Genomic DNA, 23,080 nt, shown 5'->3' with positions numbered 1-23,080 from the left:
AAATACGTTTTCTTTGTGTTTTATTTTGGGTGCTGTCTTTCGGTAAATAGAAAATTCTACTTTTAAGCACTAAAGGATAACCTCTCAGCCTGTATTTAAACGGTAGGATGTCAATAATAGTTAAATCTAAAATCTATGACATTCGCAGGGCAATCCATAATGAACATTTATCCGCAGGGGAAGATATTCAGCCTGTCGATTCTGACGGTGTTAATTTTAAGCGGCTGTGCCACATCTGAAGGTTTAAACACCCGCAATAAAATGTTAAATGCAAAAACGTTGCAGGCAAATGAGACGTTATCTGGCGTGCAATTCAGCCCGGCCAGATGGCCGCAGCGCAACGTGTGGCAAAGCTTTAACGATCCGCAACTTAATGCACTTATCCGCGACGGACTGGCCTCGAGCCCGACACTGCAGGAAGCCAACGCACGTGCCGACAAGGCCAATGCCTCTGTCACCGCCGCACGGGCGGCGCAGATGCCGGACATCAATATGGATGCCAGCCTTACCCGCTCCCGGGTGGCAAAAGTTGATGACCCCTTATTGGAAGGTAAAAATTACAGCACGCTGCGTACCACGTCGCTAGGTGCCAGTTATATGCTCGATTTATGGGGTGGGAAAAAAGCCGCCTGGGAAGCGGCATTAGGTAATGCTAAAGCCAGCGAACTGGATAAACAAGCTGCCAGTCTGAGCTTATCGGCAAATATTGCCCGTGCGTGGAATAATCTGAATACTGCGTGGAAATTAGAAAAAATAGCCGCAGCTAATGCCGGGCGGCTGAAGAAGATCAGTGAAATACAGCGCCAGTTTTATCAGGGCGGTCTTTCACCGGAGTATCAATACAAACAGGCGCTGGCAAATAATAATGATGCACAGGCCACCTGGTTGCAGACGCAAGAAAATGTGACTACTGCCGGAATTAAATTATCGACCCTGGTGGGGAAAGGCCCGGATTACTGGCGGTATTTAAAACCTGCCGAACAAAATATTACAGCGCAAGATACGTTGCCGTCGGTCATTCCGGCGGAATTAGTCGGGCGTAGACCGGATGTGGTGGCAGCACGCTGGCGCGTAGAGGCGGCAGAAAAGCAAATCACGGCGACGAAAACCGCGTTCTACCCGAACATTAACCTGGTGGCAGAAGCCGGGACACGTAACCTGCTGGGCGATGCTTTCGTTGGCGCGCCCAGCCAGTTCTTCAACGTTGGCCCGACGCTATCATTACCCATTTTCGATGGCGGCAAACGCCGGGCGGATCTGGCCAGCAGTAACGCCGACTGGGATATCGCGGTCGCGCATTATAACAGCCTGCTGGTTTCAGCCATTGGCGATATCAGCACCACGATTGTGAGAATGAAGTCGCTGGAGCAGCAACGGGTGCAAAGCGAAGAGGCCGATAAGCTGGCGCACAGTGCCTGGGATGATGTTTCTGCACAGTTTAAAGCCGGTATCCGCCCGTGGCTGGATGTGCTGTCGCTACAGGATCAGTTGCTCGCTTCCGATCGCAACCTGGTACAAATGAACGCTGACATCATGGATCAAAACATCCTGTTGATTGAACAACTGGGTGGCGGAGTGGTGACCCGATAGGCAGGTTGGTCAATTAATTTGAAGCATTATGTTAATCAAACGATATTTATTTGCGGCGGGTAATGCGTAGAGTAGGGAAGACGCAAAGCAGGGCTGCGGCAACAGGCGCAGTTCTGCTGAAGATTTCCCTGAAAAAAGGACAACTACGTCATGAAGAAGATCGGATTTTTGTCATTTGGTCACTGGACGCCGTCGCCGCAGTCCGGAACCCGTTCAGCAGCGGATGCGCTGCTGCAATCCATCGATCTGGCTGTTGCCGCCGAAGAGTTGGGTGCCGACGGCGCCTATTTCAGGGTGCATCATTTTGCCCGCCAGTTGAGTTCACCGTTCCCGTTACTGGCGGCTATCGGCGCGAAAACCCGGTCTATTGAAATTGGCACTGGCGTTATCGACATGCGTTATGAAAACCCCTTGTATATGGCGGAGGATGCCGGTGCAGCGGATTTGATCGCCGGCGGTCGCTTGCAACTGGGGATCAGCCGGGGTTCGCCGGAGCAGGTCATTGATGGCTGGCGTTATTTTGGTTACCAGCCTGCAGAAAGTGAAAACGAATCGGATATGGCGCGCCGCCACACCGAGGTGCTGCTGGATGTGCTGCGTGGTGAAGGGTTCGCCAAACCCAATCCCCAACCAATGTTCCCAAACCCGCCGGGGCTATTGCGTCCAGAACCCTTTTCAGAAGGGCTGCGCGAACGCATTTGGTGGGGCGCGGGGTCCAATGCCACCGCGGTATGGGCAGCACAACGAGGGATGAACCTGCAAAGTTCGACGCTAAAAGATGATGAAACCGGTGAGCCGTTCCATATTCAGCAAGCGAAACAGATCCGTGCTTATCGCGAAGCCTGGGCACAGGCCGGGCATAGCCGCACGCCGCGCGTTTCTGTCAGCCGCAGTATTTTTGCGCTGATGGACAACCGCGATCGGGCTTATTTTGGTGCCAGCAGTAACGACAGCGATAAAGTCGGTTTCCTTGATGAGAAAACCCGCGCCATCTTCGGGCGCAGTTATGCAGCAGAACCCGAGAAATTAATCGAACAACTGAAGCAGGATGAAGCGATTGCCGAAGCGGATACGCTGTTACTTACTATACCGAATCAGTTGGGTGTGGATTATAATGTGCATGTGATTGAGGCAATTCTTAAGCATGTTGCACCTGCAATGGGCTGGCGGAATTAACGCTAAACTCTGAGCGAGTTCACAAAATAACGTGACAGTGCAATGCAGGACTTGTCTGTGTAATAAAAGACAGTATTCTGTCGCAGAAGAAACTGGATTGTAACCGTATTCGTTGTTACCCGATGCGGGCAAAACCTGAATCAATTTCTGAGCGCATAGCGCCGGAAAACGATTCGGGTTTTTTTTTGCGCGCAAAACAGGCCAGGCGCTGGTCCTGTCATTATCAGGCTAAATCATAAGCCCAACGGCGGAGTGTTATGCACATCAGCTAACCGACAATATTACTAAAAATAGCCAGTGCGGGCGTCGCGCTGGACAGGGAATTACCGGTACACCGGATGCAATATGAATGCATCAGGCGGCCAGCTATTACCAAAATAATACTTCTCAGTCACGCTACTCTACAGGGTTATTGTTATGAATAAGAAGACTATAAATAAAAAGCATCAGTTGAAATGGATAGTAGTATTAATCTCTTCAGCGCTTGTATCTAATAGTGCTATTGCAGCGAAGCTGACTGTAGAGCAGCGTCTGGAATTGCTGGAAAAAGAGCTGGCGCAAAACAAACAGGAATTACAGGCCACAAAACAAACATTACGGCAATATCAACGTTATTTCGAGCGGCAGCCGCAGAGTAATAACAGTGAGGCAACCGTGGTTGCCAGTAATGTGAAAACTGGCGAGAAAAAACCTGCTGCACCGGCTACTGTGCCCGCGGCCAGCACAACGAACGTCAGTGGCGCAACACCGGCACAGGACGTGACGCTGGCCGACATTAGTCAATACGTGAAAAACGATATTGGTTTTGAGTATTCCGGTTACTTCCGCTCCGGCTGGTCTACCGGCACACGCGGTGCACCGAAGTCCTATGCTATTGGATCGCTGGGGCGTTTTGGCCAGGAAAACAGTGCCTGGTTTGATTTGCAACTCTCGCAGAAGGTCTACGACAACGGCGGCAAGGTGGCGAAAGCGGTAGTGATGCTCGACGGTAACGTTGGCCAGCAGTACAGCGCGGGCTGGTTCGACAGCACCTCGGAGAATTTGCTGCAATTCTCCGATATCTACGTGACGACCAAAGGGTTCCTGCCGTTTGCGCCTGAGGCAGACTTCTGGGTCGGTAAGCACAATATGCCGGTCTATGAAATTCAGATGCTGGACTGGAAAAGCCACCGCACCAATGCGGGTTCTGGCATCGGGCTGGAGAACTGGCAGCTTGGCCCGGGTAAACTGAATGTCTCGCTCACCCGCGAAGATGTTAATGCGCATGCCGTAGACTATGCGACTTCCGGCAACACTCAGCAGGTGAACACCAATAGCGCCGAGGTGCGTTATAAAGCGATCCCGCTGTGGGATAAAGCAACGCTGGAAGTGTTTGGTCGCTACGCCATGCCAAATGAAACCGATGATAACCGCAGCAATGAGAATGATGGCAGCTACTACAGCGTGAAAGATGCCTGGCACGCCGGACTGATTCTGCGCCACACTTTTACCGGCGGTGGATTTAACGAATTAACGGTGCAGGGGGCGGATAACTCCATCGCCAGCGGCTTTGCCCTTATTTCGGACTCCAACCCGACCTTCGGCTATAACGATCAATACTATGGCGAACATTCTTACGGCAAAGCTTTCCGCGTGGTATCTCAGGGCGAAAACTATTTACGCCCGGATGTGATCATGGCGCATGCGCTGGTCTATGCACACGGTAACGATGTTTACGATTACAATACTGGCGCGCACACCGACTTTAATTCCGTCCGCGCAGTTATTCGCCCGGCCTATATCTGGGATACGAATAACCAGACCGGCGTGGAGCTGGCGTGGTTTGATCAGAAAAATAAAACCGCAGGCGAGACGTATCACGAGTCTGGGTATAAAACCACGCTGTACCACGCGTTGAAAGTGGACACCAGCATGCTAACCTCGCGCCCGGAAATTCGCTTCTACGGCACTTACCTCAAAGCGCAGGAAAATGGCATCAGCCAGTTTGAGTTTGCCGATGCAAAAAGCGATCAGTTTACTGTCGGCGTCCAGGCCGAAGTATGGTGGAAGTAAATTCGTAATATAAAGCCTGTGTCCTGCAGGCTTTTCCTGCCCTGTTTATGGTCTGTTTTGCCTCGCGTATCCTTATTTCTGGTAGTGGATCCGATTTTTGCTCTACCCGGTTAGGGTGCATAATCATTTCTTTCATCGGAAATAAAAGTCAGAGGAGAGACAAATGCGAAGTGTCCTCATCCTGCTGCTTGCCGGTTTACTGGCCGGATGCGAAGTCAGTTCACCGCAAAAAGCGCAATACAATGCGGAATATGAAAACAGACAGGATATTCACACACAAAATGTGTACCGCTTTAAAGCACAACCCCTGAAGTCCAGTGGTAAAAAATATTGGGGCGCCGGAAATTTAGCCGAGCTTTTTTATGTGAATGCGGATAACACCGCCGTGGTGGAGTTACATTTTAACTACCCGGCAAAGTCACTGGATACCGTCTCACGGGACGCACAAAACACCCTGCTGCGCGAGAGAACCTGGCACCTGCTTGATGAGTCAGCATCGAAACCCGCCGACCCGGAAGCGAATTACCTTTATCTGACCAAAGACGGCAGGTTACTGCGGCAAAAGCGACATTGCACCCCGGATATGGGCGTTGGGTGTCAGTGGCACAATTATGAACTGTTTATTACCCGTCACGGCGATCTGATGGTGCAATATGCTTCAGGCGGCGCAGGTCTGGCATTTCTGATATTGCCGGTTTACAGCTCGTATCAATACGTTGAAATCTTCCCCAAAGTACAGACTACAACACCCTAGCGCGATGCAGGCTTCCTGAGCGACAGCAGGAAGCCATTGCCTCGCATCACTGAAATTTCTCGTCCACACTTACACCAAAGACATGGTTTGCGCAGGCATTGTGCTTTACACTGCGCGCTGCAAAATTTGAGTAGATTAACGATTATTCAGGCGGTAATGGCGATGAACGGTACGATCACAACGTGGTTTAAAGATAAAGGTTTCGGATTTATCAAAGATGAGAATGGGGATAACCGCTATTTTCACGTGATTAAGGTCGCCAACCCTGATTTGATCAAGAAAGATGCGGCCGTGACTTTCGAACCCACCACCAATAATAAAGGGTTGTCCGCCTATGCGGTGAAAGTCGTGCCTGAGAGTAAATACATCTATATAGCGGGCGAGCGTCTGAAGCTTACCTCAATCAAGTCTTATCTGGTGTACAGCGAAGAAGTGCCTGTTGATACCCGCATTGATAAAGAGAACGCGGTGCTGTCCGTAGGGCTATTGATGGGGAATATTCGCCCTAAATCCACCGCACAGCCGGGGGAAATGCGCGCGCTGAAAAAGCTGGCGATCACCACCTTCCAGGGCACGACGCTGATCTTCACCGAAGATGAAATAGACATTGATGCCACAGTAAAAATGTTGAAAGTCTGACACTCCATTTTATTGAACGGGTTTGATAACGATGACAAAACTTACCTTGCAAGAGCAAATGCTGAAAGCAGGCTTAGTGACCAGCAAGAAAATGGCCAAAGTTCAGAGAACGGCTAAAAAATCCCGTGTTCAGGCACGTGAGGCCAGAGAGGCGGTGGAAGAGAATAAAAAAGCGCAGCTTGAGCGTGATAAGCAATTAAGTGAGCAACAAAAACAGGCCACGCTGTCGAAAGAGTACAAAGCACAGGTGAAACAGCTGATTGAAATGAACCGGATCACTGTAGCGAAAGGCCATATTGGGTTTAATTTTACCGACAATAACCTCATTAAAAAAATCGAGGTCGATAAGCAGACTCAGGCGCAGCTGATCAATGGCCGTCTTGCCATTGCCCGCCTGTCGGGAGATAACAACGGCGAAAGTGAATATGCGATTATCCCGGCGAGCGTGGCAGATAAAATTGCCCAGCGCGATGCCAGCAGCATTGTATTAAACAGTGCGCTCAGCCAGGAAGCGCAGGATGAAGACGATCCTTATGCTGATTTTAAAGTGCCTGATGATCTGATGTGGTGATGCACTGCCTGCGACTTATCTTCCCCTATTTCTGCTCTCGCATGTCCTGCTTCGCCTGGCGTTCTCGCCAGGCTCTCTTCTTCATGGTGTTAAAACGGGCTGGCGTAATGCATGCTGAGCGGTGCTTTACTCACCGGATGGACAAATTGCAACGTACTGGCATGTAACATCAGCCGTGGCGTCTGTTCGCTACCAGGCAGCAGGCGGCCACCATACAAATCGCAACCCAGAATCGGGTGGCCGAGTAGCTGGCAGTGAATGCGCAACTGGTGGGTGCGGCCGGTTTCGGGTGTGAGTTCAACACGCGATACCGGCAACCGGGTACCGGTTTCTGACTGACGGTAAAAACGTTCGATAACACGATAGCGTGAGCGGGCGGGTTTACCGTGGAGGGCGCAAATCGACATACGCGGGAATAATGCCGGATCTCTGGCGATTGCCGCGTCGATGACCCCGTTATCATGATCCAGATGGCCACACAGCAGTGCGCTGTATGTCTTGCTTACGCTGCGTTGGCTGAATTGCTGACAGAGCGCGGCATTGATCGCTTTGTTGCGGGCCACCACCATCAGCCCGGATGTGCCAAAATCCAGGCGGTGAACCAGCGTACAGCCGGGGAAGCGCTGCACCAGTCTGTAATGCACAGAATCGAGATTTTGTGGATTTTTCCCGGAGAGGCTAAGTAACCCGCTGGGTTTATTGATAATCACCAGGTGTTCATCCTGCCAGAGCGTCTTTATCTGCTCATGGCACGGTGGGGCAATAAACGTATCGTCAATCGTCGACATCAGGCTACCTGCGGAGAAAGGGGCAGCGGATAATACCCCATTTACAGCCGACTGACGAATGGGGTTATGCACGTCACTGGCATACCTCCGCTTCGCGGAAAGATATTTCTTTCGGGCTTTTATGCCAACCAGTGGTCCAAAAAATTAAACCAGGCGCTAACCCACCCGGGAAGGTATTTCTTAATTATTCTTAAGGTTCGCGCTCTTAAAGTGAGAGAATATAATATATCTTTTTTCACAGATGATATATTCCCTTTCTTACAGCCACTTGAATATCCTAAGTAAGAAATTAGCGAGTAAAAGCGTAACGGGAAAAATGTCATTACAGCATTAACGGAGTGATAATTAATTATTTTTTAATAGTCTGAAATAAGTTTACATTATTTCTATAGCTAATTTGCATTTTATATATATTATTGCGGCCGACGGATGATGTTGCCAGGGGGGCTTCACTTTAGATGATATATTCTCTGGGGCAAAAAAATGATTAACCGCGACAACCTTCTGCAAGATATTCATCAATTAAATTTAGCCTACCTCTTACTGGTCCAGCGTCTGGCAAGTGAGACCGGCGACGTCAACACGTTGAGCAACGGTCTTAGCGGTGAGATGCTGGAGAAAGTCGCCGCATTAACCCTTCCGCAGCTTGTTTCTCTTGCAGAGACAAACCAGATTATTGTCAAGCCTACTTTTAACTGTGCCGAACCCGCAAAAAATAACGCATACGAAAGTTTAAAATTGAGTTCGCGTTTTATTTAACCGCAAGAGTCCTGACTTTTCACTGGCGTCAGGAAAATCTCATCTCATTCACCTGAGCGAGCCGCTCCCTGTTTTACAGCGTGGCGATATAATAATTCTCTGTTCAAAAAATAAATAAAAAGCCGGTTTGAATTAAATGGCATGTGATTGCTGCGTTTTCCGGTTTATAAATGCCCTGTCTAACTGTTTGATTTAAAAAACTAAAGAAAATTAAGTTAAATCTCAACGCTAAGTGGCCGATAACATTAATCTTATTGGCTGTGCTCCGGCGCGGCCTTTTTTTGAAATAATCTCAAGCAAAGGAATAAATATGTCAGTAAGGCGTTTTTCGTTTCTCGTTTTCAGCCTCTTACTTGGTATCTTCCTCGTCAGTTCAGCGTCTAACCTGTGGTCACTGACCCGCAGTAACGACTCGCTGGATAATGTGAATAAAGAAATTCGTGTGGTGCTGTCGGTCATCGATCCGATTAACCACAGTCGCACACTGCGGGTGCGGCTGATGGAAGCCATGATTAATGCTTCCCTGGGCGACAAACAGAAAACGCAGGCGTCGCTTGAGAGCGCTAAAGCCGTGATGCAGAAGGCGACAGATGCATTCAATAATTATCAGGCTGCGCCTGCTGTCGAAGGGGAAGAGGCGCTTTCCGCCCCTTATCGCCGCGCCTGGCAGACCTATGTCGACGAAGGGCTGCGCCCGCTGATGGATGCCGCAAGTGCCAATGACACTGCACGGTTTAATCAGCTTGTCAGCACGACCATTCCGCAACTTGACCGTCAGTTTGAGATTACACTCGATAACTTGCTCGCTTTTCGCGAAAAATACGCCCAGCGTCTTAATAACGAGGCGCAGAATCGCTTTGTGAACAGCATGGTGACCCTTGGCGTTTTTGTGGTGCTGTTTACGCTGATCATTGCTGCCATATTTATCCTGCTTCGACGTCGTGTGCTTTCGCCGCTGGACACTGCACGCCGCCATTGCCAACAGATGGCAGAAGGGGAGTTGCATCTTCCTGTGAATCACGGCTCGAAAGATGAAATTGGCGATATGCTGGGTTCGCTGGAGCAGATGCGTCTGTCGCTGGTGGAAATCATTACTCAGGTACGTACCTCCAGCCAGAGCGTGGCGCACGCGGCAGAAGAGATTTCTGCCGGTAATACCGATCTCTCAGCACGTACCGAAGAGCAGGCTGCTTCACTTGGGCAGACCGCGGCCAGCATGGAACAACTGACATCTACTGTGAAGCACACCTCTGAAAATACCCAGCAGGCGAACACCCTTGCGGCAACGATGCGTGACTCTGCGCAGGAAGGTAACACGATCGTTGAAAAAGCGGTGATGTCGATGAAGGAGATCGAGTCCAGCTCCGGCAAAATCGACACCATCATTTCATTAATTGAAGACATCGCTTTCCAGACCAATATCCTGGCGCTGAACGCAGCGGTTGAAGCCGCAAGAGCCGGCGAGCAGGGGCGCGGGTTTGCCGTGGTGGCAAGCGAAGTGCGAAACCTGGCGCAACGCTCATCGCTGGCGGCGAAAGAGATCAAAGAACTTATTGAGGCGTCCAGCAGGCAAGTGCTGTTGGGGAGCGAAAGGGTATCGCAGGCGGGTGAAAGCATGCAGCGAATTATCAGCGCTGTTCAGCATGTTTCCGGGTTAATGTCGGAAATTGCACTCTCGACCGGTGAACAGAGTCGGGGCATTGACCAAATAAACCAGGCTGTTGCACAGATGGATACTGTTACGCAACAAAACGCCGCACTGGTAGAGGAAGCGTCTGCAGCGGCCTATTCGCTTAAAGAGCAGTCGCAGGTATTGGAAGAGACGGTGGCCGTTTTTAAACTCGGCTAATGCTTTACCGAAAGAAAGCACAGGCAGGCGAAAGCCTGCCTTGTCGTTTTTATGGCAGTCATGGTGATGGATTGGGCGTAATGCTGAGACGGGTGGCGAAGGGGTAAAAAATTATTCGGTGTCCCGATGATATGATGAGTGCCGGAACAAAAAATAAAATAAGAGTGCTATTATCCTCGCTGGATGCTGCGAACCAACACTGTCACCGACATTAACCCCAGGGGAAGACCTATGAGCCAGCAAGTACCGCTGAAATTTTATGACATTGTCGATGAGTATTCGACGGAATCGGCAACGCCGGTTAACGAGTCTGAACGTGACGCACTGGCGTACTATTTCCAGCTGCTGCTCACACGCTTAATGAATAATGAAGAAATCAGCGAAGCCTCTCAGCAGGAGATGGCCCGTGAAGCGGGTATCCAGGAACCGCGTATTGATGATATCGCTAATTTCCTGAATCAATGGGGCAACGAGTAACTTCTGTTGCCATTCATGAAAATATATTTTCAGCCCTAAAAATATATCCGCTTCAGCCGATACTTAAAGTAGAACACAATCGTCCCGTCACCTCTCAGGCAGGCTGTTGATTTACTTTAAATTTCGGAGATGTTATGAAGCGGATAACATTAGGTCTTATTCTCGCGGTGGTGATGAACAGCGCGCTGGCAGGGGGCGATGTTCACGGCACGATTGCTCTTCGGCTGGTGATCCTGCCGGCAAATGGCTGCCTTGAAGACGTCTGCGTGGTGGATCCCGGCAAAGCATTCGCTGCCATGCAACAGGGGAAACAGGCAGATGCGTTTATCACCACCCGGCAAGGACATCTGCTCACCATCGCCTTTTAGCGCCAGTGCTGACCTGGCGCGCAAATTAATACTGAATATTCGCCATCGCTTTATAGCGTTCCGGCAATGCACTGTTCAGTGCCAGTACTTTCTCCAGAATGGAGAAAGCGGGTGTACCTTTCGCACGTTCTGCACTGACAATGGCCTCACGGATAGTGAAGGCGGCGGCAGAAACCCGGGCAAAATATGCCTCGGAATCGGCGGTTTGTAATTCACCGGAAACGGCATAACGCACCGTCGGCCATTCGGTAAAATCGATTAAAGGAAAAGCCTCTTTATCCGGCGAAACATTGGCAGATAATAACTCTTCTGCCTGCGACGGATCTTTTTTTGCCAGTGCCAGCAGTGCTAAGCGATATTTTATTTTTGACAGAATGTCGCCGCTTTCTTTTTCTGCCGCCAGCGTGGTTACCCATGCCGATAATTCATCTGCCACCTGTTTCTGCGGCGGTGCGGTTTTATGGTCTTCCTTGGTTTGCGCACTGTTAAGTGCTGCAATTTCAATTAAATAATTTAAAATTTCTAATGTCATCTGTGACACCTGGTTATATTGGCAGTCTTACTCTGTAAAAAATGCGATTGACAGAGATGGGCAGTGGCTTTATCAGTTTGTTAATTACGCAAACGTAATGTCCTGTTCAAAAAGACGCTCAAATAACCATCAGCAGGTGAGGGCTTTTATTTTGAGTTCCTGTATTTCATGGCGCAATAATATTGCCAATGAATATAATATATCTGTTTGCTGAAACAGTATTAGCGAGAGAAAGTATTTTGAAAAACGAAAAAAACTGCGGCGTAGTGTGAGTTCAACTCAACATAGCGGTGAGTGTGCGCGGGCGGGCAGCGGGAGTTCTCAGCGCAGCGCCGACGGGCTGGCGAATCACTCCCGCATTCCGCGTTACGCTTTTTGTTTTACCCACACCAGTTGATCAACTCTGAAACCCAGGCTTCGTGCGGTGTTCAGGTAATCCTGCTTGACTGCATCCGGCAGTGTTGGTGTGCGCGACAGGATCCACAAGTACTCACGGTTCGGGCCGCTAACCAGCGCGTACTGGTAATGCTCATCCAGCTTAATGACGTTATAACCGCCATAGAATGGCCCAAAGAACGACACTTTTAACGCGGCAGTGGTCGGCTCGCCGGTAAAGTAGGCTTTCCCTTCGCTCTCGCTCCACCTGTTTTTCTGCGGATCATGCCCACGATTGAGCACGCTAATGCCGCCATCGCTGCGTTTGCCGTAGGTGGCGGTGACCTGGTCAAGGCCGCGTTCGAAGCGGTTTTCCAGGCGGGCAATTTCATACCATTTGCCGAGATAACGGCTGGCATCAAAGCCTGTGATGGGCTGAACCCCTTTCGGTGGGGTAGGCGATTTGCAGGCAACCAGCGTCAGGGCGATAGCGACACCGGTAACAACGGGCCATAGCTTCATGAGAACTCCTTTCATTACGCGATTGGGAGAAAGTGTAGTGCAATCATTGCGTACTTCATTCACCCCGGAAATATTCGTATTATATTGAGAGTATTCTTTGTTATCAGGCGTACCCCATGTCTTACTCCATCGGTGAATTTGCCCAGTTGTGCGGCATAAACGCAACCACGCTACGCGCGTGGCAGCGTCGTTACGGCCTGCTCAAACCGCTGCGCACGGACGGAGGCCACCGGTTATACAGTGACGAGGATGTTCAGCAAGCGCTGAAAATTCTCGACTGGGTGAAAAAAGGCGTACCGGTCAGCCAGGTTAAACCGCTGCTGGCGCGTCCAGGCGCGCGGCGTACTAATAACTGGCTCACTCTGCAGGAGAACATGCTGCAGCGGCTGAAAGATGGCAAAATCGAATCTTTGCGCCAGTTGGTTTACGACGCAGGGCGTGAATATCCGCGCCCGGAACTGGTCACGGAAGTCTTGCGCCCGCTGCGCAGTAAAGTTTCCGCCAACGTTCCGGCCATGATGACCCTGCGCGAAGTCCTCGACGGCATCATCATTGCCTATACCTCGTTCTGCCTCGAAGGGGATAAAAAAGCACCGGGTGATAATTACCTGATCACCGGCTGGCACCTCACCGACCCATGCGAAATCTGGCTTGAAGCGCTTAAACGCACCGGGCAGGGGCACCGGATTGACGTGCTCCCTGTGCCGCCCGCCACGCTGGCCCCGGAGATCTTCCCGGAACGCAAATGGTTGTTGGTGACCTCCGGCAAACTCACCCTTGCGCGCAAAAAACAGCTTGAACAGTGGCAGCAGCAGGTACGCTTCCTCGACGTGATTCCGCTCTAACCCCGTCTTTCCCCGTCCATTTTGTTTGCAGGCAACCCTCCTTCAGGAAGGCGCCTTGCTACGTCTTTAAAAAAATATCAAAAATAACTGCATAAATTAACTCTTTTTAAGTTATTGAAATTAGTGATTTATAAAAAATATTTTCATCAAAACTTGGACAAATAAAAGTAATTGTGTAAGTTTTAGATATGCCGTTACACCACGTTGTTCAACGCCCAGGTGAGAAACCCATGAGCACAAAGTCCTCTGTCATCGATCGGTTTGTTGATTACTACACCGGGCTGGAGAACCAGCCGCCTGCGGCGTTGGCTGCGCTCTACCACACGGATGCCGGGCTTATCGATCCGTTTGGCGAGCACCAGGGATTGTTCGCCATCCAGCGTTATTTCACCCACCTGCTGGTCAACGTGCAGCATTGCCGTTTTTCCATCGATACCCTGCTGTGTGACGGCAACCGCTGGGCCGTGACCTGGACGATGTACTGGTCGCATCCGCGCATTTCGGGTGGCGAGACGCTGACGCTTCCGGGTTGCTCAATCGTCGATGTGCAGGACAACCTGATCATTCGCCAGCGGGATTACTACGATGCGGGGCAGATGATCTACGAACACCTTCCCCTGCTGGGATGGGCGGTACGTGGTGTAAAACGGAGAGTGTGCGCATGATGACTGTCCTCATCACAGGCGCCAGCTCTGGTATTGGCGCCGGACTGGCGAAATCCTGGGCCGACGATGGCTGCCATGTCATCGCCTGCGGCCGGGATCCCGAGCGGCTTGAGGCGCTGCGCCAGTACCACCCGAACATCAGCGTCCGGCTGTTTGACATGACCGATGCTGAAGCCTGCCGCCAGTCGCTGGTGGACTGTGCTGCCGACCTGGTCATCCTGTGTGCGGGAACGTGCGAGTATCTGGATCACGGCCTGGTGGATGCCGCACTGGTGGAACGGGTACTCACCACCAATGTGCTGGGACCGGTAAATTGCCTGGCGGCATTGCAGTCGCAGCTTGTTGCCGGCAACCGCGTGGTGCTGGTCAGTTCCATGGCCCACTGGCTGCCGTTTCCCCGTGCTGAAGCGTATGGCGCATCCAAAGCCGCGCTCACCTGGTTTGCCAATAGTCTGCGCCTCGACTGGGAGCCAAAAGGCATTGCCGTCACGGTGGTGTCGCCAGGTTTTGTCGATACCCCGCTAACGCGTAAAAACGATTTTGCCATGCCGGGCCAGGTCAGCGTGGCGGACGCCGTAAAGGCGATCCGCCGCGGGCTGGCGAAAGGGAAAAATCACATTGCTTTCCCGTCCGGTTTCAGTGTTGTTCTGCGCCTGCTGTCGGCGTTACCTGTTTTTCTCCAATATGCGCTGTTGCGCAGGATGGTGCGCTCATGAAGATTGCCATTATCGGCAGCGGTATCGCCGGGTTGACCTGCGCCTGGCGGCTGGCGGGGCATCACCAGGTCACACTGTTCGAAGCGGAGCCGACGGTCGGCGGCCATACCGCCACCGTTGATGTCGCCACCCCGCAGGGTACATATGCCATCGATACCGGGTTTATTGTCTATAACGACCGCACGTATCCACGCTTTATGGGCTTACTCAGCGAACTGGGCCTCAGCGGACAAAAAACGCAGATGAGCTTCTCTGTGCATAACCCGCACAGCGGGCTGGAATATAACGGGCATACCCTCATCTCGCTGTTTGCGCAGCGGCGGAACCTGGCTAACCCGGCATTCTGGGGGTTGCTGAAAGAGATTGTGCGTTTTAACCGGCTGGCGAAACAGACGCTGGTGGCTGAAATAGACGACCACGCCACGCTGCAGACCTTTCTTGAGCAACACCGTTTTGGCGACTTTTTTGCCCGGCATTACATTTTGCCGATGGGGGCAGCCATCTGGTCTTCCTCGCTTCAGGAGATGCGACGTTTCCCGTTGCCGCTGTTTTTGCGCTTTTTTGCCCACCATGGCTTGCTGGATATTGCCGATCGGCCGCAGTGGTACGTGGTGCCCGGTGGTTCACGCGAATATACCCGTGCGTTGCTGGCAAAACTGGGCGATCGCCTGACGCTTCACCTGGATTCCCCGGTGCATCAGGTGGTTCGCCATCAGGACAGTGTCACGCTGCAGCTTGCAAATGCTCATCACACTTTTGACCAGGTCATTTTCGCCTGCCACTCCGCACAAGCGTTGCAGTTGCTTGCCGAACCCACATCCGCCGAACGTGCGGTGTTGGGTGATATAGGCTGGCAGCGCAATGAGGTGATATTGCACAGCGATCCTCGCTGGTTGCCGGTGCGTCAGCGTGCATGGGCAAGCTGGAACTATCGCCTGAGCGACAGCGATCAGCATCGTGCCTGTGTGACCTACAACATGAATATTTTGCAAGGGCTGCCAGCGGGCAGTCCGCTGTTTTGCGTGACCCTGAACCCGGATGCCCCGATCGATGACCGCCACGTCTGGCGGCGCTTCGTCTATGAGCACCCCCTGTTTAACCCACAAAGCTGGCGTGCTCAGGCCAGGCGCAGCGAGATCAATGGTCAGCAGCGCAGCTGGTACTGCGGAGCCTACTGGTACAACGGCTTCCACGAAGACGGGGTACGCAGTGCGCTTGATGTGGTGCACGGTATTGCTGCCGGGGAGGGCCAGTAAAATGAACAGCTGCCTCTATCACGGGGTGCTGCGCCACCGTCGCCTGCAGCCAAAAGCGCACCATTTTCGCTACCGCGTGTTTATGGCCTGGCTCGATCTGGACGAACTGAACTGTCTGCCGTCGGTTGGCGTGCATCGCAACCGTTTTGCCGCGGCGGCATTCCACGATGCGGACTATCCGCTTGGCACACCGTTGAAAAACAACGTGCTCAACCGGCTGGCAAGCCTGACCGGGGAACGCCCCGATGGCTGCGTAATGCTGCTGACGCAACTGCGCTATTTCGGCTTTCACTTTAACCCGGTCAATTTTTACTACTGTTACGACGCTGCTGGCGTGCTGCGCTGGATCCTGGCGGAAGTGCGTAATACGCCGTGGAACGAGCGCCACTATTACGCCGTAGACGGTCAGGCGGCACGCCCGCTGGAGAAAGCGTTCCATGTCTCGCCCTTTAATCCGATGGACATGGTTTATCACTGGCGTTTCAACAGCCCCGGTAAAACGCTGCATATGCATATTGAAAACCATCAACAGGCGAAAGTGTTCGATGCCACGCTGACGCTCCGCCGCGAGCCGCTGACGCGCGCCAGCCTGCGTTCGCTATTGCTGCGTATTCCGTTTATGACACTCAAAACCGTACTGGCCATTTACTGGCAGGCGCTGCGGCTGTGGCTGAAGCGCGTCCCCCTTTACAACCATCCCGCTAGCAGGAGTGAACGCTCATGACCGATCCCGCCTTTGCGCTTGAACCCGATATTTCGCGCAACGTCCGTATCGCACGATGGCTGCTTTTTCGCCTGCTGAGTGGCATCCGCGAGGGGGCGCTTACGATACGTGATGGGGCGCAGACCTTCCGGTTTGGCGATCCTTCAGCCGCGCTGCATGCCGAGGTGCAGATCCTGGTGCCAGGCGTTTACTGGCGGCTGCTGACAGGCGGCAGTCTCGCTGCCGCAGAAGCCTGGATAGATGGCGAGTGGCAGACCCACCAGCTTCCCGTGTTGTTGCAGATTGTGGCACTCAACAGCAAGGTGCTGGCACGGCTGGAAAGCGGTTTTCGCTGGCTCGGCAGGCCGATTGAGCGGCTGCGCCACTGGACGCGACGCAATCACCGCCAGCAGGCACGGGAAAATATCGCTGCACATTACGATCTGGGCAACACGTTTTATGCCCACTTTTTGGATGAAGATTTGCTCTATTCCAGCGCCCTGTTTACGGCAGAGGATCAGGATCTCGGCGGGGCTCAGCAGGCCAAAATGGCCCGTCTGTGCGAGCAACTGGCATTAACGCCGGATGATCATCTGCTGGAAATCGGCACCGGGTGGGGGGCGATGGCGGAGTACGCCGCGCGTCATTACGGTTGCCGTGTAACCACCACCACGCTATCGCACGAGCAGTATGCCTGGGCAACCGCGCGGATTGCCCGTGCGGGGTTACAGGATCGGGTGCAGGTTCTGCTGTGTGATTACCGAGATCTGACCGGTGAGTTCGACAAGCTGGTCTCGGTAGAGATGATTGAAGCGGTGGGGGAACGTTATCTGCCCGCGTTCTTCCGCACCTGTCAGGCGCGTTTACGCCCCGGTGGGCGCATGGTGATTCAGGCCATCACCATTCAGGATCAACGCTACCGTGAGTACAGCAAAAGCGTTGATTTTATTCAGCGCTATATATTTCCCGGCGGATTTTTACCGAGCATCACGGTAATGAATACCTTAATGACGCGCCACACCGATTTCGTGGTGCGTAATCTGTTCGATATGGGGCCGGACTACGCCCGCACGCTGGCGCACTGGCGGCAGCGCTTCGTTAACGCCTGGCTGGAGATTGAAAAACTGGGGTTCAATGACCGCTTCCGCCGGATGTGGCTTTACTACTTTGGCTACTGCGAAGCCGGGTTTAATGCCCGCACCATCAGCGTGGTGCAGCTCACTGCGGAGCGGGTATGAAACGCTATCTGCAGGTTTTTCTGCTGGCGGTTGCCTTTGATCTCTACTGGACGCTGGTGGTGCTCTTTCGCGAGCGCGGCCTGTTTTTGTGGCTGGGCCTGGCGATCCTCGCCTGCATGTTGCTTTCGCCTGCGCAACGCCTTAATGCCGTATTGCTGGCGGCCGCAGGTAGCGGGCTGGATGCCGCCTGGGCAGGGACAGGGCTTCTCAACTTTCACGGCGACGGGCTGTTGCCGTTGTGGATGGTGGCGCTGTGGCTGATGTTTGCCACCGTCTGGACGTCACTGACGCGAACCACCACGCTGCCGGAATGGCTGCTGGTGGTACTGGCAACGCTGGGCGGCCCGGTGGCATACCTCATCGGTGAGCGGCTGGGGGCGATCGTGTTCCTGCAACCCACGTTTATTGTCGTCAGTTGGATGGCCTCTGGCTGGTTGGTAATGATGTTGTTTTTCCACATCTTTCTGGGGAGACGACCATGAGACGCACAGTACTGATGCTGATGCTGCTGGTCGCAGCTGCGCCTGCCAGCGCCGCCGACTGGCTGAACTGGCGCAAAGTGGGGGACGCAACCCTGAGCTGGGGGCCGTTTACAGTCTATAACTCGCAACTGCGCACGCCAGCCGGGCATTATAGCGGGCCTGGCGCGGATCAAGCGCTCATTATCACCTATCAACGTGATATCGACCGCGAGACGCTGGTGGAGGCTACCCGTGAGCAATGGCAGGCACAGGGGATCCTGACGCAGGAGCCGCAAAGCGAGGCCTGGTTGCAGATGTTGCAGACGCTCTGGCCGGACGTCACGCCAGGCGCACAGCTGGCGTTTGTGCTCACCGCTCAGCAGGGGCAGTTCTGGTATCGCGCTTCGCCACGACAGAAGGGCTTTACCCCGCTGGGTCCACGCCAGTCAGCCGCCTTTAGCCGCCGTTTTCTGGCGATCTGGCTTGATCCCAACACGCAATACCCTGAACTGCGTAAGCAGTTAATCGGAGGTCACTGATGAAACGCATGATAATGATTGGCCTGGCGCTGATGATGCTACTGGCCGGTTGTAGCACAGGGATTGAAGAGTACCGCCACCAGCAACCGCCGCTGGATATTTTTCACTATTTCCAGGGCGACACCGAAGCCTGGGGCATGGTGCAGGATCGCAGTGGTAAACAGCTGCGCCGCTTCCATGTTGCGATCCACGGCGAGGTGGCGGGCGAGACGCTGACGCTGAATGAACATTTTGTCTATGACGATGGCGAGAAACAGCAGCGGGTGTGGCACATCCGGCGCATTGGCGCTGACCGCTACGAGGGCACCGCGGGCGATATCGACGGCGTCGCCACCGGGCAGGCGGCAGGTAACGCTTTTCACTGGCGCTACAGCATGAACGTGAAGGCCAGCGGCAGCACCTGGCTGCTACACTTCGATGACTGGATGTATCTGCAGGACGGGACGCATCTCTTTAACAAAACCGAGATGAAGAAATTCGGCCTCACCGTCGGGACCGTAACACTTTTCTTCAGCCGTAAAGCGCCGTAACAGGAGGGCTTATGAACACGCAACCCGTCATTGGCATCAGTGGATGCCTGACCGGCTCAGCCGTACGTTTTGATGGCGGGCACAAACGGATGGGCTTTGTGATGGACGATCTGGGGCAGTGGGTGACCTATAAACCCATCTGCCCGGAAATGGCTATCGGCCTGCCAGTGCCTCGTCCGGCGCTGCGTCTGGTGCAGACCCCTGAAGGGGAAAGTCGTATGCGTTTCAGCCATGCGCCACACGATGATGTGACCGAAAAAATGGCGGCCTTCAACGCTGCCAGCCTTCCACAGTTTGCAGGTTTGTCGGGCTTTATTGTCTGCGCCAAATCGCCGAGCTGTGGTATGGAGCGTGTGCGGCTGTACGATGAGAAGGGCAATCGCGGACGTAAAGAGGGGGTGGGATTATTTACCGGTGCGTTGCTCGACGCCTACCCGTGGCTGCCGGTCGAAGAGGACGGTCGTCTGCACGATCCGCAGCTACGAGAGAATTTTGTTGAGCGTGTGTTCGCCCTGCATGAACTGAACACCCTGCGCGCCAGCGGCCTGACCCGTCACGCACTGCTGGACTTTCACAGCCGCTACAAACTGCAATTGCTGGCTCATCATCAGGCGGGCTACCGCGAAATTGGGCCGTTTGTCGCGTCGCTGCATGAGTGGGACGATCTGGACGCGTTTTTCGTCGTCTACCGCGAAAAACTGATGGCGATCCTGAAAAAAAACGCCTCGCGGAAGAACCACACCAACGTGCTGATGCATATTCAGGGCTATTTCCGCGAGCACTTAAACAGTCGCCAGCGCGGAGAGCTGCGCGATGTGATCCTCCATTATCGCAACGGCCTGCTGCCGATCCTCGCGCCGATAACCCTGCTGAAGCACTATCTGGCGGAGTACCCGGACCACTACCTGCTGCAACAAAACTACTTTGCCCCGTATCCGGACGACTTAGGTCTGCGTCTGGCCGTTAGCTAACACTCATGAAAAGAAGGCCCACCTGACCCTGTAGGGCACACCACATGCCACCTTAGACGACACTTCACTGTCGTCTTTTTTTATGCTTAGCACTGGCATCCGGCCCGTGTTACCCGGCGCGGTGCCGGTACCACGGTATAAACACCCGCAGCGTACCCCCCCAGAACAGGCCATCGACCAGCCCTGTCAGGAGCCCATACAGCAGGCAAAAAGGCGGTGCGTTACGCAGTTCAGGGTGCAAATAAAGGGCGGCGTTCAGCCCATATTTAAGGCCGAAGGCAAGAAGAATGAGCACCAGCGTCAGCGGTGTGCCAGGGCGAATGATCAGGCCCGGCGAACCGGCACGCTTCACCGGTGGTTGCGTGCGCCATAACAGATAGCCAAGGGCAACGCCTGCCGGCATACCCGCAGCCATCATTGCCAGGCCTACTTTCGCATGGCCCAGCTCGCCTGTGAGGGTCACGGTTCCCCACACCAGAAACAGCAGCGGGAGAAAAAACAGCCTGCCTGGCGGCATTTCCCGATCGGACAGCGCCTTCACCCCACGAAAGAGCAGCAACATAAACAGGCCCCACACCCACACCGGTGTATTGCTAATAAACGGTATTAATGACATCACTCCCCCTGATGACTTCGCATTTTTGGACGGCCAGAGCCAGCGTTCGCAAGCAGGAAGAGGTTGCCCTGTGTTCACCGTCAGGCCCACGGCAGGCAGGCGACAGCCGCCTGACAGCAGGCTGACAGAGACGATCCGCAACGGTAGAAGGCGGCGTGGTCAGGTGGGGCTGACATCGCCCATGCGGGTTTTAACCCACTGGCGGTAACTGCCCGGCGACATGCCCATCAGCGCACTAAAAGCCCGCCGGAACGCCGTCTCATCTTTGTAACCGCAAGCGAGCGCCACCTGTAATACGCTTTTCGCCGGCATGGACAAAAGCATGGCCGCATTTTCAATTCGCACCCGGGTAATAAACGCTTTTGGGCTTTCCTGAATGAGCGCCGCCATTTTGCGGTTCAGTGTGCGGGTGGTCATGTTGAGCGCCGCCGCCAGTTGTTCGACGGTGATGTCCGGGTGCTGATACCGCACCAGATGCTCTGCCTGCATCAGAAGAGGGTGCCTGGCATTAAGGAAGCCACCAGGGGCATAAAGCTGTTGCGACAAGGGCTGGCTGTCCGCCACCGCCATATCGGCGGTCAGTCTGGCTAATTCGCTCCCCGCATGCTGGCGGACGAGGTGGATAACCAAATCGACCCATGACAGGGGGCCGCCGGTGGTCACCACGTTATCCTGTTCGACCAGTACTCTTCCCCATTGCGGTCGGGCCTTTGTGTAGCGATCCCGAAAGGTGTGATACAGCCACCAGGTGGTGGCGCAATCCCGTTCATCCAGTAACCCCGCTTCAGCAAGCACAAAACTGCCGGCGCAGGCACCGGCTACACCGCTTCCCTGCTGGTATTGCTGTTTCAGCCACGCGGCGGCGGCTGTCACGGCTTCCCGCTCTAGCGGGTATTTTTGCTCATCCAGTTGCATGCCGCTGGCAATGATCAGATTGAAGCGCGGCACGCTGTCAAAGGCACCGTCGCTGGCTATTTCCCGACCCTGCACATCGGCAACGGGTTTACCGTCGCGGGTGATCACGCTGACGTCAAAAAAAGGCGAGTCGCGTTGCAGCGCTGGATTGAGCGTCGGGTTTTGCACAATAACCTGATTTGCCAGCCAGAACATGTCCGCCAGCCCGGAGAGGGCCGATCGCATACTGCCCGGCAGTGCCAGTAAGCCAATTTTCATGGTGAATTCCCGAAGCTGAAATAATGTCTGATTTTGCATGTTACATGTCATTAAAGACACTTCATAGCGCACAACGCTGGCCGTTACACTGATGAAAATTCACTGCACTCACGCAAAAGGAGCGGGGCAGGGTGAGACATTTCAATAACATCATTCGACGACTGACGCTAATGACCGGCCTGCTGGTGGCGTTTAACCCGGCTTCACACGCGGAGGATCGCAACATCAAAAATATCGTCCTGGTTCACGGTGCCTTTACCGATGGCTCAAGCTGGTCTGCCGTAACGGCACGGCTTCAGGCTAAGGGGTATCACGTTACCGCCGTGCAAAACCCGCTGACCTCGCTTCATGAGGATGTGGTAGCCACAGAACGGGTGATTGAACGGCAGAAAGGGAGTGTGTTGCTGGTGGGGCACTCATGGGGTGGCGCGGTGATCACCCAGGCCGGAAATGCGGCAGCGGTAAAGGGGCTGGTCTATTTATCTGCGCTGGTACCGGACAGGGGTGAATCGGTAGCACAAGCGCTGGCGCGGTTTGGTGCGCCAATGCAGGGTATGACAGCGGATAAGCAGGGCCTGATTTGGCTCGATAACGCCGCGATGTTTCAGCGCCTGATGGCCAATGATCTTGCCGCGCCGCAGGCGCGTCTGCTGGCCGCTGTTCAACAACCTATTACGGCGGCAGCCTTTGAGGAGAAAGTGACTGCTGCTGCGTGGCGTGACAAACCGAGCTGGTATCTCATTACCGAAAATGACCACGCGCTGAACGCAGCGGTTCAGGCCCGTTTCGCCAGGCAGATCAATGCCCATGTTTCACGAGTACCTTCAGCTCACATGTCTATGATGTCGCACCCTGCAGCGGTGGCCGAACTGATAGACCGGGCTGCACGTCGTCTTCATTAACCCTTCTTTGCAA

The 23,080-nt window shown here is 53.7% G+C and carries 26 protein-coding genes; 21 read left to right on the top strand and 5 right to left on the bottom strand.

The window, feature by feature from the left end:
- Positions 1-159: 159 nt before the first annotated feature.
- From RTX30_RS05430 to RTX30_RS05405, 6 genes are all read left to right on the top strand, one after another.
- Positions 160-1,590, top strand: coding sequence for an efflux transporter outer membrane subunit (locus RTX30_RS05430; protein ID WP_312687603.1), 1,431 nt, complete (start codon positions 160-162; stop codon positions 1,588-1,590).
- Between the two features lie 150 nt (positions 1,591-1,740).
- The gene (locus RTX30_RS05425) at positions 1,741-2,766 is read left to right on the top strand and encodes an LLM class flavin-dependent oxidoreductase (protein ID WP_312687601.1); all 1,026 of its coding nucleotides are present in this window, start codon (positions 1,741-1,743) and stop codon (positions 2,764-2,766) included.
- 417 nt (positions 2,767-3,183) lie between these two features.
- On the top strand, positions 3,184-4,818 hold the full coding sequence (locus RTX30_RS05420) for a carbohydrate porin (RefSeq protein WP_312687599.1): 1,635 nt from the start codon (positions 3,184-3,186) through the stop codon (positions 4,816-4,818).
- Between the two features lie 163 nt (positions 4,819-4,981).
- Entirely contained in the window at positions 4,982-5,572 is a 591-nt protein-coding gene (locus tag RTX30_RS05415) for a hypothetical protein (RefSeq protein WP_312687596.1), read from the top strand.
- A 156-nt stretch (positions 5,573-5,728) separates the two neighbouring features.
- Positions 5,729-6,211 carry a cold shock domain-containing protein gene (locus RTX30_RS05410; protein WP_312688201.1) on the top strand — a complete coding sequence of 161 codons (483 nt, stop codon included), beginning with the start codon at positions 5,729-5,731 and terminating at the stop codon, positions 6,209-6,211.
- A 31-nt stretch (positions 6,212-6,242) separates the two neighbouring features.
- A complete protein-coding gene (locus tag RTX30_RS05405; protein ID WP_312687594.1) occupies positions 6,243-6,782 on the top strand; it encodes a DUF2058 domain-containing protein in 540 nt (179 codons plus the stop codon).
- A gap of 89 nt (positions 6,783-6,871) precedes the next feature.
- On the opposite strand, the gene RTX30_RS05400 is transcribed toward RTX30_RS05405, so the two are convergent.
- Complete coding sequence (locus tag RTX30_RS05400; RefSeq protein WP_312687592.1) at positions 6,872-7,570, bottom strand: RluA family pseudouridine synthase; 699 nt, start codon at positions 7,568-7,570, stop codon at positions 6,872-6,874.
- Between the two features lie 483 nt (positions 7,571-8,053).
- Here RTX30_RS05400 and RTX30_RS05395 point away from each other — a divergent pair, with 483 nt between their 5' ends.
- The 4 genes from RTX30_RS05395 (at position 8,054) to RTX30_RS05380 (ending at position 11,023) form a co-directional block, all read left to right on the top strand.
- Entirely contained in the window at positions 8,054-8,329 is a 276-nt protein-coding gene (locus tag RTX30_RS05395) for a flagellar transcriptional regulator FlhD (RefSeq protein ID WP_312687590.1), read from the top strand.
- A 310-nt stretch (positions 8,330-8,639) separates the two neighbouring features.
- Positions 8,640-10,178, top strand: coding sequence for a methyl-accepting chemotaxis protein (locus RTX30_RS05390; protein ID WP_312687588.1), 1,539 nt, complete (start codon positions 8,640-8,642; stop codon positions 10,176-10,178).
- 231 nt (positions 10,179-10,409) lie between these two features.
- Positions 10,410-10,655 carry a YmjA family protein gene (locus RTX30_RS05385; protein ID WP_312687586.1) on the top strand — a complete coding sequence of 82 codons (246 nt, stop codon included), beginning with the start codon at positions 10,410-10,412 and terminating at the stop codon, positions 10,653-10,655.
- A gap of 134 nt (positions 10,656-10,789) precedes the next feature.
- Positions 10,790-11,023, top strand: coding sequence for a hypothetical protein (locus tag RTX30_RS05380; protein ID WP_312687585.1), 234 nt, complete (start codon positions 10,790-10,792; stop codon positions 11,021-11,023).
- Positions 11,024-11,048: 25 nt separating this feature from the next.
- Here RTX30_RS05380 and RTX30_RS05375 read toward each other — a convergent pair whose 3' ends face one another.
- Together RTX30_RS05375 and RTX30_RS05370 are read right to left on the bottom strand one after the other, a co-directional pair.
- Positions 11,049-11,555, bottom strand: coding sequence for a hypothetical protein (locus tag RTX30_RS05375; RefSeq protein WP_312687583.1), 507 nt, complete (start codon positions 11,553-11,555; stop codon positions 11,049-11,051).
- A gap of 366 nt (positions 11,556-11,921) precedes the next feature.
- A complete protein-coding gene (locus RTX30_RS05370) occupies positions 11,922-12,452 on the bottom strand; it encodes a lipocalin family protein (protein ID WP_312687581.1) in 531 nt (176 codons plus the stop codon).
- A gap of 116 nt (positions 12,453-12,568) precedes the next feature.
- Here RTX30_RS05370 and RTX30_RS05365 point away from each other — a divergent pair, with 116 nt between their 5' ends.
- The 10 genes from RTX30_RS05365 to RTX30_RS05320 all read left to right on the top strand — a co-directional run bounded on the left by RTX30_RS05365 (position 12,569) and on the right by RTX30_RS05320 (position 20,376).
- Positions 12,569-13,297, top strand: coding sequence for a MerR family transcriptional regulator (locus RTX30_RS05365; RefSeq protein ID WP_312687579.1), 729 nt, complete (start codon positions 12,569-12,571; stop codon positions 13,295-13,297).
- A gap of 230 nt (positions 13,298-13,527) precedes the next feature.
- On the top strand, positions 13,528-13,962 hold the full coding sequence (locus RTX30_RS05360; RefSeq protein ID WP_312687577.1) for a nuclear transport factor 2 family protein: 435 nt from the start codon (positions 13,528-13,530) through the stop codon (positions 13,960-13,962).
- Positions 13,959-14,678 (top strand): SDR family NAD(P)-dependent oxidoreductase, encoded by a 720-nt coding sequence (locus tag RTX30_RS05355; protein ID WP_312687575.1) that lies wholly within the window; start codon positions 13,959-13,961, stop codon positions 14,676-14,678. The genes RTX30_RS05360 and RTX30_RS05355 overlap by 4 nt, the downstream gene beginning before the upstream one ends.
- A complete protein-coding gene (locus tag RTX30_RS05350; protein ID WP_312687574.1) occupies positions 14,675-15,934 on the top strand; it encodes an FAD-dependent oxidoreductase in 1,260 nt (419 codons plus the stop codon). Before RTX30_RS05355 ends, RTX30_RS05350 begins: the two co-directional genes overlap by 4 nt.
- Before the next feature lies 1 nt (position 15,935).
- Positions 15,936-16,658, top strand: coding sequence for a DUF1365 domain-containing protein (locus tag RTX30_RS05345; protein ID WP_312687572.1), 723 nt, complete (start codon positions 15,936-15,938; stop codon positions 16,656-16,658).
- Complete coding sequence (locus RTX30_RS05340; protein ID WP_312687571.1) at positions 16,655-17,875, top strand: cyclopropane-fatty-acyl-phospholipid synthase family protein; 1,221 nt, start codon at positions 16,655-16,657, stop codon at positions 17,873-17,875. The genes RTX30_RS05345 and RTX30_RS05340 overlap by 4 nt, the downstream gene beginning before the upstream one ends.
- A complete protein-coding gene (locus tag RTX30_RS05335) occupies positions 17,872-18,357 on the top strand; it encodes a DUF2878 domain-containing protein (protein WP_312687569.1) in 486 nt (161 codons plus the stop codon). Before RTX30_RS05340 ends, RTX30_RS05335 begins: the two co-directional genes overlap by 4 nt.
- Positions 18,354-18,875: a hypothetical protein gene (locus tag RTX30_RS05330; protein WP_312687567.1), complete on the top strand. Its 522-nt coding sequence runs from the start codon at positions 18,354-18,356 to the stop codon at positions 18,873-18,875. The genes RTX30_RS05335 and RTX30_RS05330 overlap by 4 nt, the downstream gene beginning before the upstream one ends.
- Positions 18,875-19,405, top strand: coding sequence for a DUF3833 domain-containing protein (locus RTX30_RS05325; protein WP_312687565.1), 531 nt, complete (start codon positions 18,875-18,877; stop codon positions 19,403-19,405). Before RTX30_RS05330 ends, RTX30_RS05325 begins: the two co-directional genes overlap by 1 nt.
- Positions 19,406-19,416: 11 nt before the next feature.
- Entirely contained in the window at positions 19,417-20,376 is a 960-nt protein-coding gene (locus RTX30_RS05320; RefSeq protein ID WP_312687563.1) for a DUF523 and DUF1722 domain-containing protein, read from the top strand.
- 109 nt (positions 20,377-20,485) lie between these two features.
- Here RTX30_RS05320 and RTX30_RS05315 read toward each other — a convergent pair whose 3' ends face one another.
- Together RTX30_RS05315 and RTX30_RS05310 are read right to left on the bottom strand one after the other, a co-directional pair.
- Positions 20,486-20,992 (bottom strand): DUF6622 family protein, encoded by a 507-nt coding sequence (locus RTX30_RS05315; protein WP_312687561.1) that lies wholly within the window; start codon positions 20,990-20,992, stop codon positions 20,486-20,488.
- A gap of 159 nt (positions 20,993-21,151) precedes the next feature.
- A complete protein-coding gene (locus tag RTX30_RS05310) occupies positions 21,152-22,216 on the bottom strand; it encodes a helix-turn-helix domain-containing protein (protein ID WP_312687558.1) in 1,065 nt (354 codons plus the stop codon).
- A gap of 119 nt (positions 22,217-22,335) precedes the next feature.
- Between RTX30_RS05310 and RTX30_RS05305 the strand changes: the two genes are divergently transcribed.
- Positions 22,336-23,067: an alpha/beta hydrolase gene (locus RTX30_RS05305; RefSeq protein WP_312688198.1), complete on the top strand. Its 732-nt coding sequence runs from the start codon at positions 22,336-22,338 to the stop codon at positions 23,065-23,067.
- The last annotated feature ends 13 nt before the right edge of the window (positions 23,068-23,080 follow it).

This window comes from Kosakonia sp. (genome assembly GCF_032052965.1).
In the GTDB taxonomy this organism is placed as follows: Bacteria; Pseudomonadota; Gammaproteobacteria; order Enterobacterales; family Enterobacteriaceae; genus Kosakonia.
The sequence above is the reverse complement of the archived record's forward strand: the minus strand, read 5'-3'. Positions and strand labels throughout refer to the sequence as shown.